This window comes from Micromonospora ureilytica, assembly GCF_015751765.1.
Classification (GTDB): domain Bacteria; phylum Actinomycetota; class Actinomycetes; order Mycobacteriales; family Micromonosporaceae; genus Micromonospora; species Micromonospora ureilytica.
This window is the reverse complement of sequence record NZ_JADOTX010000001.1, coordinates 3,161,917-3,177,439: the sequence shown is the minus strand read 5'-3', so window position 1 is coordinate 3,177,439 and position 15,523 is coordinate 3,161,917. Positions and strand designations below refer to the sequence as shown.

The 15,523-nt window shown below is 71.7% G+C and carries 18 protein-coding genes; 11 read left to right on the top strand and 7 right to left on the bottom strand.

Annotated elements, in window-relative coordinates; all coding sequences use genetic code 11:
* Positions 1-2 precede the first annotated feature (2 nt).
* The 6 genes from IW248_RS14200 (at position 3) to IW248_RS14175 (ending at position 3,867) form a co-directional block, all read left to right on the top strand.
* Positions 3-824: a DUF1206 domain-containing protein gene (locus IW248_RS14200; protein WP_196927358.1), complete on the top strand. Its 822-nt coding sequence runs from the start codon at positions 3-5 to the stop codon at positions 822-824.
* Positions 825-907: 83 nt separating this feature from the next.
* Positions 908-2,095 (top strand): mechanosensitive ion channel family protein, encoded by a 1,188-nt coding sequence (locus IW248_RS14195; protein WP_196930194.1) that lies wholly within the window; start codon positions 908-910, stop codon positions 2,093-2,095.
* Positions 2,096-2,300: 205 nt separating this feature from the next.
* Positions 2,301-2,735, top strand: coding sequence for a phage holin family protein (locus IW248_RS14190; RefSeq protein WP_196927357.1), 435 nt, complete (start codon positions 2,301-2,303; stop codon positions 2,733-2,735).
* Entirely contained in the window at positions 2,732-3,106 is a 375-nt protein-coding gene (locus IW248_RS14185) for a DUF3618 domain-containing protein (protein WP_196927356.1), read from the top strand. Before IW248_RS14190 ends, IW248_RS14185 begins: the two co-directional genes overlap by 4 nt.
* A complete protein-coding gene (locus IW248_RS14180) occupies positions 3,103-3,375 on the top strand; it encodes a DUF4235 domain-containing protein (protein ID WP_124817926.1) in 273 nt (90 codons plus the stop codon). The genes IW248_RS14185 and IW248_RS14180 overlap by 4 nt, the downstream gene beginning before the upstream one ends.
* A gap of 288 nt (positions 3,376-3,663) precedes the next feature.
* Positions 3,664-3,867 carry a cold-shock protein gene (locus IW248_RS14175; RefSeq protein WP_030338233.1) on the top strand — a complete coding sequence of 68 codons (204 nt, stop codon included), beginning with the start codon at positions 3,664-3,666 and terminating at the stop codon, positions 3,865-3,867.
* Between the two features lie 122 nt (positions 3,868-3,989).
* Here IW248_RS14175 and IW248_RS14170 read toward each other — a convergent pair whose 3' ends face one another.
* Together IW248_RS14170 and IW248_RS14165 are read right to left on the bottom strand one after the other, a co-directional pair.
* Complete coding sequence (locus IW248_RS14170) at positions 3,990-4,181, bottom strand: hypothetical protein (protein ID WP_196927355.1); 192 nt, start codon at positions 4,179-4,181, stop codon at positions 3,990-3,992.
* Between the two features lie 7 nt (positions 4,182-4,188).
* On the bottom strand, positions 4,189-5,172 hold the full coding sequence (locus IW248_RS14165) for an aldo/keto reductase (protein WP_196927354.1): 984 nt from the start codon (positions 5,170-5,172) through the stop codon (positions 4,189-4,191).
* A gap of 84 nt (positions 5,173-5,256) precedes the next feature.
* Here IW248_RS14165 and IW248_RS14160 point away from each other — a divergent pair, with 84 nt between their 5' ends.
* Together IW248_RS14160 and IW248_RS14155 are read left to right on the top strand one after the other, a co-directional pair.
* Positions 5,257-6,051, top strand: coding sequence for a trans-aconitate 2-methyltransferase (locus IW248_RS14160; RefSeq protein ID WP_196927353.1), 795 nt, complete (start codon positions 5,257-5,259; stop codon positions 6,049-6,051).
* Positions 6,048-7,070: an adenosine deaminase gene (locus IW248_RS14155; RefSeq protein ID WP_196927352.1), complete on the top strand. Its 1,023-nt coding sequence runs from the start codon at positions 6,048-6,050 to the stop codon at positions 7,068-7,070. The genes IW248_RS14160 and IW248_RS14155 overlap by 4 nt, the downstream gene beginning before the upstream one ends.
* Positions 7,071-7,326: 256 nt before the next feature.
* Here IW248_RS14155 and IW248_RS14150 read toward each other — a convergent pair whose 3' ends face one another.
* Entirely contained in the window at positions 7,327-8,730 is a 1,404-nt protein-coding gene (locus IW248_RS14150) for a HAMP domain-containing sensor histidine kinase (RefSeq protein ID WP_196927351.1), read from the bottom strand.
* A gap of 29 nt (positions 8,731-8,759) precedes the next feature.
* Positions 8,760-9,449 (bottom strand): response regulator transcription factor, encoded by a 690-nt coding sequence (locus IW248_RS14145; protein WP_124817935.1) that lies wholly within the window; start codon positions 9,447-9,449, stop codon positions 8,760-8,762.
* Between the two features lie 73 nt (positions 9,450-9,522).
* Between IW248_RS14145 and IW248_RS14140 the strand changes: the two genes are divergently transcribed.
* Complete coding sequence (locus IW248_RS14140; protein ID WP_196927350.1) at positions 9,523-10,443, top strand: ADP-ribosylglycohydrolase family protein; 921 nt, start codon at positions 9,523-9,525, stop codon at positions 10,441-10,443.
* Here IW248_RS14140 and IW248_RS14135 read toward each other — a convergent pair.
* On the bottom strand, positions 10,423-11,316 hold the full coding sequence (locus tag IW248_RS14135) for a DUF1775 domain-containing protein (RefSeq protein WP_196927349.1): 894 nt from the start codon (positions 11,314-11,316) through the stop codon (positions 10,423-10,425). The two genes, IW248_RS14140 and IW248_RS14135, sit on opposite strands and share 21 nt — an antisense overlap.
* A 202-nt stretch (positions 11,317-11,518) precedes the next feature.
* Here IW248_RS14135 and thrS point away from each other — a divergent pair, with 202 nt between their 5' ends.
* A complete protein-coding gene (gene thrS, locus IW248_RS14130) occupies positions 11,519-13,528 on the top strand; it encodes a threonine--tRNA ligase (protein WP_196927348.1) in 2,010 nt (669 codons plus the stop codon).
* 43 nt (positions 13,529-13,571) lie between these two features.
* On the opposite strand, the gene IW248_RS14125 is transcribed toward thrS, so the two are convergent.
* A complete protein-coding gene (locus IW248_RS14125) occupies positions 13,572-14,300 on the bottom strand; it encodes a D-Ala-D-Ala carboxypeptidase family metallohydrolase (protein WP_196927347.1) in 729 nt (242 codons plus the stop codon).
* A 176-nt stretch (positions 14,301-14,476) separates the two neighbouring features.
* On the opposite strand from IW248_RS14125, the gene IW248_RS14120 reads away from it, so the two are divergent.
* Positions 14,477-14,989 carry an HIT family protein gene (locus tag IW248_RS14120; protein WP_196930193.1) on the top strand — a complete coding sequence of 171 codons (513 nt, stop codon included), beginning with the start codon at positions 14,477-14,479 and terminating at the stop codon, positions 14,987-14,989.
* A gap of 49 nt (positions 14,990-15,038) precedes the next feature.
* On the opposite strand, the gene IW248_RS14115 is transcribed toward IW248_RS14120, so the two are convergent.
* Positions 15,039-15,521, bottom strand: a complete 483-nt coding sequence (locus tag IW248_RS14115; RefSeq protein WP_231396307.1) for a hypothetical protein — start codon at positions 15,519-15,521, stop codon at positions 15,039-15,041.
* Between the last annotated feature and the right edge of the window lie 2 nt (positions 15,522-15,523).

The following is a 15,523-nucleotide window of genomic DNA, read 5'->3' as shown; positions in this document are numbered from 1 at the left end:
CCATGTCACTCACCCGTAGCGCCGAAGCCACCGCCTCCCGAACGGCGGACAGCCGGTGGCTGGAAGTTCTCGCCCGGGCCGGCTTCATCGGCTACGGCATCGTCCACCTCCTCTTCGCCTGGTTGGCGTTGCAGATCGCGTTCGGCACGTCGTCCGACGACGGCGACCAGTCCGGCGCGCTGCGCACCCTCTCCGCACAGCCCCTCGGCAAGTTCCTGGTCATCGCCGTCGCGGTCGGCCTGCTCGCGATGGCGATCTGGCAGGCGCTGGAGGCGGCGGTCGGGCACCGCGCCGAGCGCGGCAAGGAGCGGGTCATGGAACGGCTCGCCTCGGCCGGCCGGACCATCGTCTACCTCTACTTCGCCTGGACCGCCTTCAAGGTCTTCTCCGACGCCGGGTCGAACAGCGCCGACAAGCAGGAGGCGTTGACCGGCAAGCTGATGACCTCCAGCGGTGGCCGCTGGCTGGTCGGCCTGGCCGGGCTGGTCGTCGCCGCGATCGGCATCGGTCTGGTGATCTACGGTGCCCGGAAGAAGTTCGAGAAGCACCTCAAGACCGGCGAGATGAGCCCGAAGACCCGCCAGCTCGCCCGCCGGCTGGGCATGGCCGGATACGTCGCCAAGGGCGTCGCGTACGGCATCGCCGGTCTGCTGGTCATCGTGGCTGCGGTGAACTACGACCCGGAGAAGGCCCGTGGTCTGGACGCCGCGCTGCACACCCTGCGTGAGCAGTCGTACGGCACGTTCCTGCTGACCCTTGTCGCCCTGGGCATCGCCGCCTTCGGTGTCTACTGCTTCCTCCAGTCCCGGTACCGCAAGGTCTGAACTGGTCGATTCCCGGGCCGTCGGGCACTCTTGGGCTTTTGCCCGAAGTGCCCGACGCCTGGTCGAAGGGGAGCACCGAAGCCGTGCAGAACTATCTCGAAACGGCCGTCGCCGCGCTCGTCGCGGCGGCGGTCGCTCTCTTCCTGGTCGAGGTCGTCCACCGGATGACCCGGCGGTTCGGCCGCCGGTCACTGCTGCTGACCGAGTTGACCGACCACGCACACCGCCCGTTCCAGGTCGCCGCGACGGTCCTGGCCGTGCAGTTCGCCGTCCGCTTCAGCACCGGCTACGCGGTCGGCGAGAGCTGGCGGCGGTTGCTGCTGCACCTGCTCATCCTCGGCGTCATCGCCACCATGGCCTGGTTGGTCGCCGGTCTGCTGATCGTCGTGGAGGACACCGCACTGGCCCGGTTCCGGGTCGACGTACCGGACAATCGGCACGCCCGACGCGTCCGGACCCAGGTGGTGATGCTGCGCCGACTGACCATCGCGGTGATCGTCATCCTGACCGTGGGCGTGATGCTGATGACGTTCCCCAGCGTGCGGGGCATCGGCGCCGGCGTGCTGACCTCGGCCGGTGTGTTCGGTGTGGTGGCCGCGCTCGCCGCGCAGAGCCTGCTCGGCAACGTCTTCGCCGGCCTCCAGCTCGCCTTCAGCGACGCCGTCCGGCTCGACGACGTGGTCGTCGTCGAGGGGGAGTGGGGTCGCATCGAGGAGCTGACCCTCAGCTACGTCGTGGTGCAGATCTGGGACGACCGACGGCTGATCCTGCCCACCTCGTACTTCACCAGCAAGCCGTTCCAGAACTGGACCCGGACGGAGGCGGCGGTGCTCGGCACCGCCGAGTTCGACGTGGACTGGGCGGTGCCGGTGCAGACCATGCGCGAGGAGCTGCGCCGCCTCGTCGAGGGCACCGAGCTGTGGGACGGGCGGGTCTGCGTCCTCCAGGTCACCGACGCCACCGGCGGGATGGTGCGGTTGCGCGCGCTGGTCAGCGCCGCCGACGCGGGCAGTCTGTGGGACCTGCGCTGCCTCGTCCGGGAGCACCTGGTCGCCTGGATCCGGGACAACCGCCCGACCGCGATGCCCCGGCTGCGCACCGAGCTGGGCGACTCCACCAGCAACCTGTCCTGGCAGTGGGTGCAGCCGAGGCGGCCGGCACGCCGCCTGTCCGACACCGAGGCGCCCGACGACGCCCGTGTCTTCGGCGGTAGCGACGACGGCGACGCCCGCAGCGAAGCCTTCGTCGGCCCCGAGGAGACCCGCCCCTGACCCGCCATCCCGCCCCGTTGCGAGAGGTTTGGTCGGGCTTGGGTGGGGGATGTGCTGCCGGACGTCTCTGGCGTGATCACGGCGGCTGGCCTCGTATCGGCGGCGCGGCGTCGGACAACGGGGACGGTGAGCTGGTTGGCGCGCTCTAGGATTGACGAGCGACGACTTCGGGCATACAGCGCGGTGATGAGGAAAGGAGGACAGCATGGCTGACGTGGCGAAAGCCCGCACATCCCCGAACGGGAGCGAGCCCTCCACCGCCGAGTTGGTGCAGCGGGCCACCGAGCAGATCTCCCGCCTCGTACGGGACGAACTGACGCTGGCCCGCGCGGAGTTGACCCAGAAGGGTAAGCACGCGGGCATCGGGATCGGCCTGTTCGGCGGCGGTGGCGCGCTCGCGTTCTTCGGTCTGGGCGCGCTGGTCGCCACGGCGATCCTGCTGCTCGACCTGGTGTTGCCCGCCTGGGCCGCGGCGCTGATCGTGGCGGTGGCCTGCTTCCTGGTGGCCGGCATCCTCGCCCTGGTGGGCAAGAAGCAGGTCAGCCGTGCCGTCCCGCCGGTGCCGGCGGCCACGGTCCGTAGCCTCCGGGCAGACATGGACACCGTCACCGCCGCGGTGAAGGACAGGGGGCGGCAATGACCGGTAACGGGACCGGCGACACGGAGGCCCTCCGCGAGGAGATCCGTCGTACCCGGGTCGAGTTGGGCGAGACGATGGAGGCGTTGGCCGCGAAGGCCGACGTCAAAGCGCGTCTCAAGGAGTCCGCCGAGCAGGCCAAGGAGCGGATGCGTGAGCAGGCGGCGCAGACCGTCGCCCGGGTTCGCGGGCAGGCCGCGCGTGGCGCCGGGATGGCGCGGGCGCAGGCGTACGAGAAGGGCGAGTTGGTACGCGCACAGGCGTACGACAAGGGTGAGTTGGTGCGCCGCAACCCGGTGCCGTGGGCGGCCATCGCGGCCGGTGCGGTGGCCACCGTGGTGGTGCTGATGATCGTGCGGGGGAGGCGTAGGTGAGTAAGAGCATCGGCAGGGTCGCATACCGGCCGGTCGGCGTGCTGTTGGGTATCGCCGCGGGCACTGTGGCCGGGGCGATCTTCCGGCAGGTCTGGAAGGCCACCGCGGGCGACGGTGAGGCGCCCAACGCGACCGACGAGGATCGCGGCTGGGGCGAGATCCTGGCCGCCGCGGCGTTGCAGGGCGCCATCTTCGCGGTCGTCCGGGCCGCCGTGGACCGGGGCGGCGCGGTCGGCGTCCGCCGGATGACCGGCAGCTGGCCGGACTGATCAGGCAGCGACTTCAGCCCCCTTCCCGCATCGATGGGAAGGGGGCTTTCGCATGGCATCGTGCGCCGCCCAGCGCACCTGAGGCATCCGTCAGGTCACATGTCGGAGAAATTCGTCGGAGAGGTCGTGACAGACTTTTTGCGTCCGTGATTTGCTGGTCCCCGCTGTTGCGAGATGGCGTGGGTTGAGAGAAGTCTCCTTCGTGGGGCCGCCTCAGGCGCCGCTGCTCAAAAACGGCCAATCGGCCGGACGGCGTGCACGGCCGCCAGTTTTTAGAGGGAGATACACATGGCTCAGGGAACCGTGAAGTGGTTCAACGCTGACAAGGGCTTCGGCTTCATCACCGTCGATGGTGGGGGTGCTGACGTGTTCGTCCACTTCTCGGCCATCCAGACCAGCGGCTACCGCTCGCTGGAGGAGAACCAGCGGGTGGAGTTCGAGATTGCTCAGGGTCAGAAGGGCCCGCAGGCTGAGCAGGTCCGTCCCATCTGAGTGAGACGGCCGGCCCCCGCCGGCCAGTGGGACGATCCGGCCCAAGGGTCACTGTGAAAGCCCCGCATCCCGCTTGGGATGCGGGGCTTTCGCCTGCTCAGGCTCGCCGGTGGAGCGAGCGGTCAGCGTCGACGCGAGCGCAGGCCGAGCCAGAGCACCACCAGCCCGGCCAGCGTCACGAGCGGGCCGACCACCGCCCAGATCTTCTGGTCGGTCATCACGCTGCCGCTGACGTAGCCGAGGCCCTGCACTGTCCACACCGCACCGATCACCACGGCCAGTAGGCCGAGGGTGAGCGGAAGCCAGCCCCTCATCGCGTCGTCACCACCGGTCGTGCACCTGCGGGCGGATCAGCTCGTCGTAGGTCTCGCGCACGGCTGCCAACTGCTCGTCGGTGAGCGGGGACAGGGCCGCCGCGGCGGCGTTGCGTCGGGCCTGGTCAGCGTCGCGGGCACCGGGGATGACCACTGTGACGCCGGCCTGGTCCAACACCCAGCGCAGCGCGAACTGCGCCATCGTGCGGTCCGCGTCGACAAGCGGGGCCAGCCGGCGTACGGCGGCCAGACCCCTGTCGAAGTCGACTCCGGAGAACGTCTCGCCGACGTCGAAGGCCGCGCCCTGCCGGTTGTAGTTGCGGTGGTCGTCGGCGGGGAACTCGGTGTGCTCGTCGTAGCGGCCGGAGAGCAGGCCGCTGGCGAGCGGCACGCGGGCGATGATGCCGACACCGGCTGCCGCCGCGGCCGGTAGCACACGCTCCAGGGGCTTGTGGCGGACCGCGTTGAGGATGATCTGGACGCTCGCCACCCCCGGTCGGGCGATCGCGGTGAGGGCCTGGTCGCAGGTCTCGACGCTGACCCCGTACCCGGCGATGGCCTTCTCGGCGACGAGGGTGTCCAGGCCGTCGAAGACCTCGTCGGAGGAGAAGACCGCGGTGGGCGGGCAGTGCAACTGGACCAGGTCCAGGGTGTCCATTCCCAGGTTGGCCCGGGAGCGGTCGGTCCACTGCCGGAAGTTGGCCAGGGTGTACGCCTCCGGCCGCTGCTCGACGCGGCGGCCCATCTTGGTGGCGACGGTCAGCCCGGCGTCGGGTCGGGTGCGCAGGAAGCGGCCGATCAGCTGCTCGCTGCGGCCGTCGCCGTACACGTCGGCGGTGTCGAGGAAGGTGACCCCGGCGTCCACGGCGGCGGCGAGCACCGCCATCGCGTCGTCCTCGCTGACGGTGCCCCAGTCGGCGCCGAGTTGCCACGCGCCCAGGCCGACCGCGCCAACGGTCCGGCCGAGCCGGTTGAAGCTACGCTGTTCCATGCCCCCGAGCCTAGTGATCGGGTTGCCACGCTGCCACGCGAGCCGTACCTTTAGCAGTACGCACGTACGGTTTGGGGGGCGACCATGTGGGATCCGACGACCTACCTGCGCTTCGGCGACGAGCGGTCCCGGCCGTTTCACGACCTCGTCGCACGGATCCCGGCCGAGCGACCGCGCACGGTGGTCGACCTCGGCTGCGGCCCCGGCCAACTCACCGCCACCCTCGCCGAGCGCTGGCCGACGAGCCGGGTGCTCGGCCTCGACTCCTCACCCGACATGATCGCGCGGGCCGAGACCCTCGACGCGCCTGCCGACTTCGCGGTCGCCGACCTGCGCGACTGGCGTCCCGCCGGCGACGAGGACGTGGTGGTCAGCAACGCCGCGCTGCAGTGGGTCCCCGGCCACCAGGAGCTGCTGCGCCGCTGGGCCGCCGAACTGCCCGCCGGCGCCTGGCTCGCCATGCAGGTCCCCGGCAACTTCGCCGCCGACTCGCACCGCGCCCTCCGCGAGGTCGCCGACCTGCCGACCTGGCGGGCCACGGTAGCCCCACTGCTGCGCGCGGACCCGGTCGACGACCCGGCCGACTACGCGGCGCTGCTGACCGCCGCCGGCTGCGCGGTGGACGCCTGGGAGACTACCTACGTGCACCTGCTGCCGGCTCGACCCGCCGCCGAGCACCCGGTGCTGGCCTGGATGGAGGGCACCGCGCTGCGCCCGGTCCGGGCCGCACTGGACGCCGCCGGCTGGTCCGCCTTCCGAGCCGAACTGGGAGTACGACTCACCGCGGCGTACCCGGTGCGGCAGGGTCAGGTGTACTTCCCGTTCCGCCGCGTCTTCGTCGTCGCCCGCACCGGCGACCATGCCCAGGAGAACCCGTGACCGACCTGCCCACCTTCATCGCCGGCCTGCCCAAGGTGGAGCTGCACGTGCACCACGTCGGCTCCGCCTCGCCCCGGATCGTCGCCGAGTTGGCCGCCCGCCACGAGGGACGCACCCCCGTGCCGGCCGACCCGGACGCGCTCGCCGACTACTTCGAGTTCCGCGACTTCGCGCACTTCATCGAGGTCTACCTGAGCGTCGTGGACCTCATCCGCGACCCGGAGGACGTCTGGATCCTCACCCACGAGGTGGCCCGGGAGCTGGCCCGCCAACAGGTCCGGTACGCGGAGCTGACCATCACCCCGTACTCGCACGTCCGACGGGGCATTCCCGCGCCGGCGTTCTGCGAGGCCATCGAGGACGCCCGCAAGCGCGCCCTTGCCGACTTCGGCATCGAGCTGCGCTGGTGCTTCGACATCCCCGGCGAAGCCGGCCTGCCGGCAGCCGAGGAGACGCTGCGCATCGCGCTGGACCAGCGTCCGGACGGGCTGGTCAGTTTCGGTCTGGGCGGCCCGGAGATCGGCGTACCCCGACCGCAGTTCCGGCCCTACTTCGACCAGGCCCGCGCCGCCGGCCTGCGCTCGGTGCCGCACGCCGGGGAGACCACCGGACCGCAGACCGTCTGGGACGCGCTGAACGAGCTGGGCGCCGAGCGGATCGGGCACGGCATCTCCGCCGCGCAGGACCCGCAACTGCTCGCGTACCTGGCCGAGCGCCAGATCGGGATGGAGATCTGCCCGACGTCCAACGTCCGCACCCGGGCGGTGGCGACCCTCGACGAGCATCCGCTGCCCCGGCTGGTCGAGGCCGGGCTGCTGGTCACCATCAACTCCGACGACCCGCCGATGTTCGGCACGACCCTCAACGACGAGTACGCGGTGGCGGCCCGCCTGCTCGGCGTCGGCGCCGAGGGTCTGGCCGGGCTGGCCCGCAACGCGGTGACCGCGTCCTTCCTCGACCTCACCGGTCAGCAGCGGATCCTCACCGAGATCGACGCGTACCTCGCCACCGCCGGCTGAGCTGGTCGGTCGGCTGAACCGGTCGGTCGGCTGAACCGGTCGGTCGAGCAGGGCGCGCGGCGGGAGCGTGGGTGTGGGGGGACCTGTGACTCCCGCCGCGCGCGCGGCTCCACCGGCCGTGGGTGCGTGGTGCGCTCGGCCGGTGGAACTGGTGGGTTCGTGTGGTGATCCTGTCAGCCCGTGGCCGATCCAACGCGGTCGTTAACCGCGATCTAAGGAAGACTTGCGCCGGCGCACAGCCCCGGGGTCGGCCGGGTCAGTCGTCGGTGGGGCGCTGGCGGGGCCAGCGACGACCGGTGGCCTTCGTCTCCCGGGCCTCGCGCGCCATCCGGCCGACCAGACCGAAGCGGCTGACCTGTCGGGGCGTCGCCTCCGGGTCGGCCAGCAGCATCACCACGCTGGCCCCGCCCAACCGGGCCCGGTCGATGCTCACCGAGCCGTTGGCCTGCAACGCCACCCGTTTGGCGATGTCCAGGCCGAGCCCTGTCGAACCCTGGTCACTGGTGCCCCGGCGCAGCGCCCGGTCCGGGTTGGCGATGCCGGGGCCGGCGTCGTCGATCCGGATCGCCACGTAACCGTCGCGCCGGGACACGGCCACCTCGAACGCGGTGCCCTGCGGGGTGTAGCGGAAGACGTTACCGATCACCGCGTCCAGCGCGGCGGCCAGCTCGGCCCGCGGCACCGGAGCCGGGATGCGCAGCTGCGCGCCGTTGACCCGCTGCGGTCGGTTCTGGTCGCCGGCCAGCGCCGCCCAGAACACCATCCGGTCCCGGACCACCTCGCTGACGTCGCACATGGCCGGCCCGGCCTCGTGCGCCACCGACTTGCGCGTGGTCTTGATCAACACGTCGATCTCACCCTCCAGGGTGACGATCGCCTGCCGGATCCGCCGGATCCCGCGCAGCCGGTCCAACTCCGCCGGGCTGAACGAACCCACGCTCGTGTCGTCGGACTCCAACGCCTCCGCGTCCAGGCGCAGCACCGTCAACGGGGTACGCAGACGATGCGACAGGTCGGCCACCAACTCCCGCTCGTCGGTGCGGGCGGCGTCCAGCCGGTCCGCCATCCGGTTGAAGGCGTACCCGGCCTCGGCCAGCTCGCGCGGACCGGTCGGCTCGACGCGTACGCCGAGGTCGCCGTCGCCGATGGAGAGCGCGGCCTTGACCAGACCCCGGGTCGAGTCCACCGCGCGGGCAGCGACCCGGTCGACCACCAGCACCGCCGCGCCGGCCATCGCCGCACCGACCGCGAACAGCAGCAGCCAGGTGCCGCCAGCACCCTCGCCCAGCGTCGACTCCGGAAGGAACACCTCGACCACGGCCGTCCGGTCACCGAGGACGACCGGGTCGAGCCGGGCCACACCCCCGTCGACGTCGACAACCAACGACTGGCGCTCCGAGCGGGCCCGGTCCAGGTCGTCGCCGCTGGCCCGACCGGCGGACTCGTCCAGCCCCAACCCGTGCACCACGGGTCGGGTGGGAGCGCCCTCGGCGCTGGCCACCACGGCACGCTCGACGACCGCCGGGTCGGTGCTCACCGCCAGCGCGCCGGTCACCAGCGCGCTGCGCCGCGCCGCATCGGCGATCGCCTCGTCGCGGCTCTGCTCCCGCAGGCTGAGCCCGAGCGGGATCAGGAACGCGAGCGCGACGAGACTGCACATGCCGGCCGTGAGCAGGGCCAGCGCCGTCCTCAGTCCGGTGCCACCAGCCGGAACCCGACCCCCCGCACGGTGCGCAGGTAGCGCGGCTTCGCCGCGGACTCGCCCATCTTTCTGCGGAGCCAGTACAGGTGAACGTCGATGGTCTGATCCTCGCCGACCGATGGCTGCCGCCATACCTCCTCCAAAAGTTCCCGGCGGGACACTACCCGCCCAGGTCGTGCGGCGAGATACGCCAACAGGTCGAATTCCTTGCGGGTGAGCGCCAGCGACTCCCCGTCGAGCTGGGCGCTGCGTTCGCCCACGTCCACCCGCAGCCCGCCGACGCTGTGCACAGCGGGCTGCACGGACCGACTGGCCCGGCCGGCCCGGCGCAGCACTGTGGTGATCCGCGCGTCCAGGTGCGCCCCGGTGAACGGCTTGACCATGTAGTCGTCGGCGCCGGCGCGCAGCAGCTTGACCACCGACTGCTCGTCGTCGCGGGCGGTGGCGATGATGATCGGAACGTCGGTGATGCCGCGCAGCATCCGCAGCGCGTCCGAGCCGTCCAGGTCGGGCAGGCCGAGATCGAGGACCACCAGGTCGGGTGTCTCCGCGGCGACCCGACGCAGGGCGTCCAACGCCGTACCCACGGCGTGCACGGCATGCCCCCGGTCGGTGAGGGACCGCAGCATCGCGCCGCGTACGACGTGATCGTCTTCGACCAGGAGCACGGAGGCCACGACAAGACCGTACTTGGCCTGGCAAGTTGATCGCGTTGCGACGTGCCTGGCGACCGGGCAAGCTGGTACGACGATGCCGTTCACCCTGTTCGCCGATGCCCGCCTGGCGCTCGCCCGGGACAGCCTCGCCGGTCTCTCCACCGGCGACGCCCTCGGCGCGCAGTACTTCCTGCCGCGTCCGGCGCCCGTGGATCTCGCCGCCGACGCCCTGCCGCCGGCGCCCTGGGAATGGACCGACGACACCGAGATGGCCTGCTCGGTCCTCGCCCAACTGGCCGACTCCGGCGGCATCGACCGGGACCGGCTGGCTCTCTCCTTCGCCGAACGGTGCGCCCCGAGCCGAGGCTACGGCGCGGGCGCGATGCTGATCCTGGGGCTGATCCGCACCGGCACCCCGTGGCCGCTGGCCGCCGCCTCCGCCTTCGACGGGCAGGGCTCCTGCGGCAACGGCGCGGCGATGCGGGTCGGCCCGCTGGGCGCGTACTTCGCCGACTCGACAGCGCGCGCCGCGGCGCAGGCCCGCGCCTCCGCCGAGGTGACGCACGCGCACCCGGAGGGGATTGCCGGCGCGGTCGCCGTTGCCGTCGCCGCCGCGCTGGCCGCCCGGGCCCGCCTCGACGGGCACCGGCCGGCCCCGGAGCGGCTGCTCGCCGGGATCGCCGCCGCGCTCGATCCGGGCACCGAGGTGCACCGGGGCGTGAACCGGGCAGCCGGGCTGCTCGGCCGGCCACTACCCCGGGTGGTGGCGGCGCTCGGCAACGGCTCCCGGGTGACCGCCCAGGACACCGTCGGGTTCACCCTGTGGGTGGCAGCCACCCACCTCGACGACTATCCGGCGGCCATCGAGACGTGCGTACGGGCCGGTGGGGACATGGACACCACGGCCGCCATCGCGGGAGCGGTGGTGGCGGCGCACACCGGCGTCGGTACCCCGGGCGGGGTGCCCGAGGCGTGGCTGTCCGCCCGCGAGCCGCTACCTACCTGGCTGCCCTGACCCCACGGGCTGCGGCTCGGGCGTTGCGGCGTCGTCTCCGCGGCCGGTTATCTCGGCCAGCGTCGCGGTCTCGTCCGGGTCGCCGGTCACGTCGGCGAGCGCGACGGCCTCGTCCGGGTTGCGTCGGCGCCACCGGCTGACCAGCCAGCCGATCGCCGCGCCACCGCCCAGCCCGGCCAGCAGGCCGGCGGCCAGCATCCCGTCGGCGTTGCCGGACTCCTCGTCGGCACCACCCGCCCGGGCCGGCGGCGCGGCGTCCACACCGCTGTCCGGAGCGGCCGGCGCACCAGCCGCCGGGGCGCCGTGCCCGCCGTGTGCGGCCGGACCCGCCGCGCCGGGCGCCGCCGGCAGCAGGGTGAGCGCCGGAGCCGGGTGCGCGCCGGCCGCGTCCGCCCACCGGACCACAGTCCCGTCGGCGTACGTCTGGACGACCTCGAAGGTGAGCCGCTCGGCCTGCGGCATCGGCCCCATGGAGAGCGCCAACCGGGCCGGCCCGGGATCGCTCGCACCGACCCGTACCCAGGTCACCGCCGTGGTCACAGTGGTCACCCCGGAGGAGTGGATACCGGCCAGCGGCTTGTCCAGGGTGCGGGAGCTGATCCGGGGCGCCCAGCCGTTCACCGACATGGGATAGACCTCGGCGATCGGCGCGTCGGCCGGCAGGCGGACCTCGATCTGGTTGGTCTTGGTGCCAGCCCGTTCCTCCGGCACTGTGAACTCCAGCCGTACGGCATCGCCCTGCCGGGCCTCGGTCGGGGTGGTCGTCACGTCCACCGCGTGTGCCGCGCCGGGCCAGAGCAGCAGCCCAGCGGCGGTCACCGCGGTCGCCGCCACGATCCGCCGCCGACGGCCACCGCCGTGCGTGCTCGCCATCTCGTGCCCCCATCCGTGTCGACGCGGCCGGCACCGGTTTCCGGCCACACCTTCTAGTTCGGCTGCGAGGCGCGAAAGGTTCAACGCCGGCGGTAAGGAAGGTGCCGTTCCCGGTCGGGGGCGGGGCGACCGATAGCATCGGCAGGAGCCGAGGATCGGCACCGTTTCGTACCGCTTGTTCGCACCGCTTGGAGGAGTCACCGTGTCCGCACCCCGTACCCCCGCCGTGGCCGACCCTGTCGTCGTCGCCGCCGGGACCACGGCGGCCGACGCGGTGGCCGCGGCCGGACTGCCCGCGAACGGCCCCAAGGCGATCGTCGTGGTCCGCGACCCGCAGGGTCAGCTGCGCGACCTGGACTGGTCGCCGGCCGAGGAGACCGTCGTCGAGCCGGTCAGCCTGGACTCGCCCGACGGGCTCAACGTGCTGCGCCACTCCACCGCGCACGTCCTCGCCCAGGCCGTGCAGGACATCTTCCCCGAGGCCAAGCTGGGCATCGGCCCGCCCATCGAGAACGGCTTCTACTACGACTTCGACGTCGACAAGCCGTTCCAGCCCGATGACCTCAGCAAGCTCGAGAAGCGCATGCAGGAGATCATCAAGTCCGGGCAGCGGTTCCGTCGCCGCCGCTTCGGCAGCCTGGACGAGGCGCGCTCCGAGCTGGCCGACGAGCCGTTCAAGCTGGAGTTGATCGAGGTCAAGGGCGAGGGCCTGGACACCGACGAGGTGATGGAGGTGGGCGGCGGCGAGCTGACCATCTACGACAACCTCGACGCCAAGGAGGACAAGGTCTGCTGGTCGGACCTGTGTCGGGGCCCGCACCTGCCGACCACCCGACTGATCGGCGCGTTCAAGCTGATGCGCTCCGCCGCCGCGTACTGGCGGGGCTCGGAGAAGAACCCTCAACTACAGCGGGTGTACGGCACCGCGTGGCCGACCCGCGACGAGCTCAAGGCGTACCTGAAGCTGTTGGAGGAGGCCGCCCGGCGCGACCACCGCAAGCTCGGCGCGGACCTCGACCTGTTCAGCTTCCCCGACGAGATCGGCTCCGGCCTGGCGGTCTTCCACCCCAAGGGCGGCATCATCCGCCGCGAGATGGAGCACTACTCCCGCCAGCGGCACGAGGCCGCCGGGTACGAGTTCGTCAACACCCCGCACATCACCAAGGCGCAGCTGTTCCAGACGTCCGGTCACCTGCCGTACTACGCGGACACCATGTTCCCGCCCATGCAACTGGAGGGCGCTGACTACTACCTCAAGGCGATGAACTGCCCGATGCACAACCTGATCTTCAGGTCGCGCGGGCGGTCGTACCGGGAGCTGCCGCTGCGGATGTTCGAGTTCGGCACTGTCTACCGGTACGAGAAGTCCGGCGTCGTGCACGGCCTCACCCGGGTCCGTGGCCTGACCCAGGACGACTCGCACATCTACTGCACCCGCGAGCAGATGGCCGGCGAGTTGTCCGCGCTGCTCAGCTTCGTGCTCGACCTGCTGCGCGACTACGGCCTCGACGACTTCTACCTGGAGCTGTCGACCCGGGACGACTCGCCCAAGTTCATCGGCGCCGAGGAGGACTGGGCGGAGGCCACCGAGGCGCTGCGGACCGCCGCCGCGACCTCCGGCCTGGACCTGGTGCCCGACCCGGGCGGCGCGGCATTCTACGGGCCGAAGATCTCCGTGCAGGCCCGCGACGCGATCGGCCGGACCTGGCAGATGTCCACCATCCAGGTCGACTTCAACCAGCCGGAGCGGTTCGGGTTGGAGTACCAGGCCGCCGACGGTAGCCGGCAGCGGCCCGTGATGATCCACCGTGCGCTGTTCGGGTCGATCGAGCGGTTCTTCGGGGTGCTCACCGAGCACTACGCGGGCGCGTTCCCGGCCTGGCTGGCGCCGGTGCAGGTGGTGGGCATCCCGATCCGCGAGGACCACACCGACTACCTGCACGGCTTCGTCGCCGCGCTGCGCGCCGAGGGCATCCGGGCCCAGGTGGACGCGGGTGACGACCGGATGCAGAAGAAGATCCGGACGGCTCAGCAGCAGAAGATCCCGTTCATGGTGATCGCCGGTGACGACGACGTGGCCGCCGGCACGGTGTCCTTCCGCTACCGCGACGGCTCCCAGCGCAACGGGGTGCCGATCGCCGAGGCGGTGACCCACGTGCTGGACGTGGTCAGCTCGCGGACCAACATCGGCCCCTCCGCCGCCGCGGAGTAGCGGCGCCCGCCCCGGGGTCGACGCCCCGGGGCGGCGCCGGGGGTCAGATGCCGCAGTTCGGTGCTGACCAGCCCCCGACCGCCGCCACGTGGGTGTGGTCGTTGTGGTCCGGGTAGCCGGGGCCGAGGATCTGCCCGAAGCCGTGGTTGCGGGCCTGCTGCGCCAGCCGACAGAACGACGGGGACCCGACCAGGTCCACCCCGTCGCCGTACAGGTGCCTGCTGTTCGACGCTCCGCCGACCGCGCTGTTGCAGGCGTAGCTGCGGAAGCTGCTGCTGATCGCGATGGCCACGTCCCCGAGGGCGTGCCGCATGGCCTGGAGTTTCCACATCGAGACGAGGGCGTTGAACCGGGCGGTGCTCGCCGAGACCGCGCCGCCGGACCAGTCGCTGTTGCACTTGTTCAGCTCGGGGTAGCTGAAGTTGGCAGGGGTGCAGTCGTCGTCCTGGAGGGCGTAGAGCCGGTTGAACGTCTGTGGGCCGGCGATGCCGTCCGCGGGCAGCCCGTACGCCTGCTGGAAGCGGATCACCGCCGATCGGGTGGCCGGGCCGTACGCGCCGTCGAGGGTGAGCACCGCGCCGTAGCCGGGGTAGCCGGCGACCCGGATCTGGAGTTGCCGGACGTCCTCCCCGGACGCTCCCTGGGCCAGGGTGCGTCCCCAGGTGTAGCAGCCGTCCGCCTGGGCCGCGCCGGCAGTGAGGGTGACGCCGGCCACTGTGGTGGCGGCGGTCAGCGCAAGTGCCGCGAGGAACCTGCCGAGCCGTCGGAACATGGAGCCCTCCATCAATGCATGGAAGTACGTGGATGCATGGAAGTTTCAGGCTTCGGCAATGATCCGTCAAGAACTTGCAACAACGAGTTTCCGCGACGGCGGTGTCGCGGCCGGCCCGCGCGGCTCCGTAGGATCGGCTCGTGACAGGGGCGGAACGGCACACGGACATCGGTGGCATGGCGGACGGCCTGGAGCGGCTCTGGACGCCGCACCGGATGACCTACATCTCCGGCGAGGACCGCCCGGCCGAGGGCTACGAGAAGCCCACCGGCTGTCCCTTCTGTCGAGGGCCCAAGCTGCCCCCGGAGGAGAGCCTGGTGGTGGCCCGCGGCGAACACGTGTTCGTGGTGCTCAACCTCTACCCGTACAACCCGGGGCACCTGTTGGTCTGCCCCTACCGGCACGTCGCCGACTACACCGACCTGGACGTGCCGGAGACCACCGAACTGGCGTCGTACACCCAGACCGCCATGCGGGTGATCCGCAAGGTCAGCAACGCGCACGGTTTCAACCTGGGCATGAACCAGGGTGGGGTGGCCGGCGCCGGCATCGCCGCGCACCTGCACCAACACGTGGTGCCACGCTGGGGCGGCGACGCGAACTTCATGCCCGTGATCGGCCGCACGAAGGTTCTGCCGCAGCTGCTCGGCGACACCCGCGACCTGCTCGCCCGCGCCTGGCCGTCCTGACCGCCGCCGGCCGCGCCGCACGGGCTGCGCGGCGCCCGCACCGGTCCGGCTAGTCGGCGCGCAGCAGCGGGGTCAGCTCCGACCAGCTCTCCACCCGGTGTACGTGGGGCAGCAGCGCGGCGTGCGCGGCGACCTGGGCCCTGCGAGGTCGGAACAGGAAGCGGTACGGCACCGAGTCGAGATAGCCGAGCACCTCCAGCTTGTCGTCCACGAAGTGGGTCAGGCCGAGGCGTCGAGCGATCGGCGCCTTGTCCGGTCGAGTGCGGCAGAAGTGCACCCGCTCGACGGCGATGCCGGTGCGGGCCGGAAAGTCGTGGTGGGCCAACCACTCACGGGTACGCCGCTCGGTGGCCTCCCCGCACTTGGACACCAGGTGCACCTCGTCGAACGCCGGGCCGAGTGCCGCGAGCGCGTCGAACGCCCCGACGACGGCCGGGGTACGCAGGTAGTGCGCGCCGAAGAACGACGTGTCCGCGTCGTCGTCGGCCGGCTCGATGATCACACCGCCGATGTCCACACCGAGCCGTCGCATGG

Excerpts from the sequence above, each read along its gene's own strand:
- IW248_RS14200 (WP_196927358.1), top strand. The coding sequence starts at position 3 with ATGTCACTCACCCGTAGCGCCGAAGCCACCGCCTCCCGAACGGCGGAC.
- IW248_RS14190 (WP_196927357.1), top strand. The coding sequence starts at position 2,301 with ATGGCTGACGTGGCGAAAGCCCGCACATCCCCGAACGGGAGCGAGCCC.
- IW248_RS14185 (WP_196927356.1), top strand. The coding sequence starts at position 2,732 with ATGACCGGTAACGGGACCGGCGACACGGAGGCCCTCCGCGAGGAGATC.
- IW248_RS14175 (WP_030338233.1), top strand. The coding sequence starts at position 3,664 with ATGGCTCAGGGAACCGTGAAGTGGTTCAACGCTGACAAGGGCTTCGGC.
- IW248_RS14170 (WP_196927355.1), bottom strand. The coding sequence starts at position 4,181 with ATGAGGGGCTGGCTTCCGCTCACCCTCGGCCTACTGGCCGTGGTGATC.
- IW248_RS14165 (WP_196927354.1), bottom strand. The coding sequence starts at position 5,172 with ATGGAACAGCGTAGCTTCAACCGGCTCGGCCGGACCGTTGGCGCGGTC.
- IW248_RS14160 (WP_196927353.1), top strand. The coding sequence starts at position 5,257 with ATGTGGGATCCGACGACCTACCTGCGCTTCGGCGACGAGCGGTCCCGG.
- IW248_RS14150 (WP_196927351.1), bottom strand. The coding sequence starts at position 8,730 with ATGTGCAGTCTCGTCGCGCTCGCGTTCCTGATCCCGCTCGGGCTCAGC.
- IW248_RS14140 (WP_196927350.1), top strand. The coding sequence starts at position 9,523 with ATGCCGTTCACCCTGTTCGCCGATGCCCGCCTGGCGCTCGCCCGGGAC.
- IW248_RS14135 (WP_196927349.1), bottom strand. The coding sequence starts at position 11,316 with ATGGCGAGCACGCACGGCGGTGGCCGTCGGCGGCGGATCGTGGCGGCG.
- IW248_RS14125 (WP_196927347.1), bottom strand. The coding sequence starts at position 14,300 with ATGTTCCGACGGCTCGGCAGGTTCCTCGCGGCACTTGCGCTGACCGCC.
- IW248_RS14120 (WP_196930193.1), top strand. The coding sequence starts at position 14,477 with ATGGCGGACGGCCTGGAGCGGCTCTGGACGCCGCACCGGATGACCTAC.
- IW248_RS14115 (WP_231396307.1), bottom strand. The coding sequence starts at position 15,521 with ATGCGACGGCTCGGTGTGGACATCGGCGGTGTGATCATCGAGCCGGCC.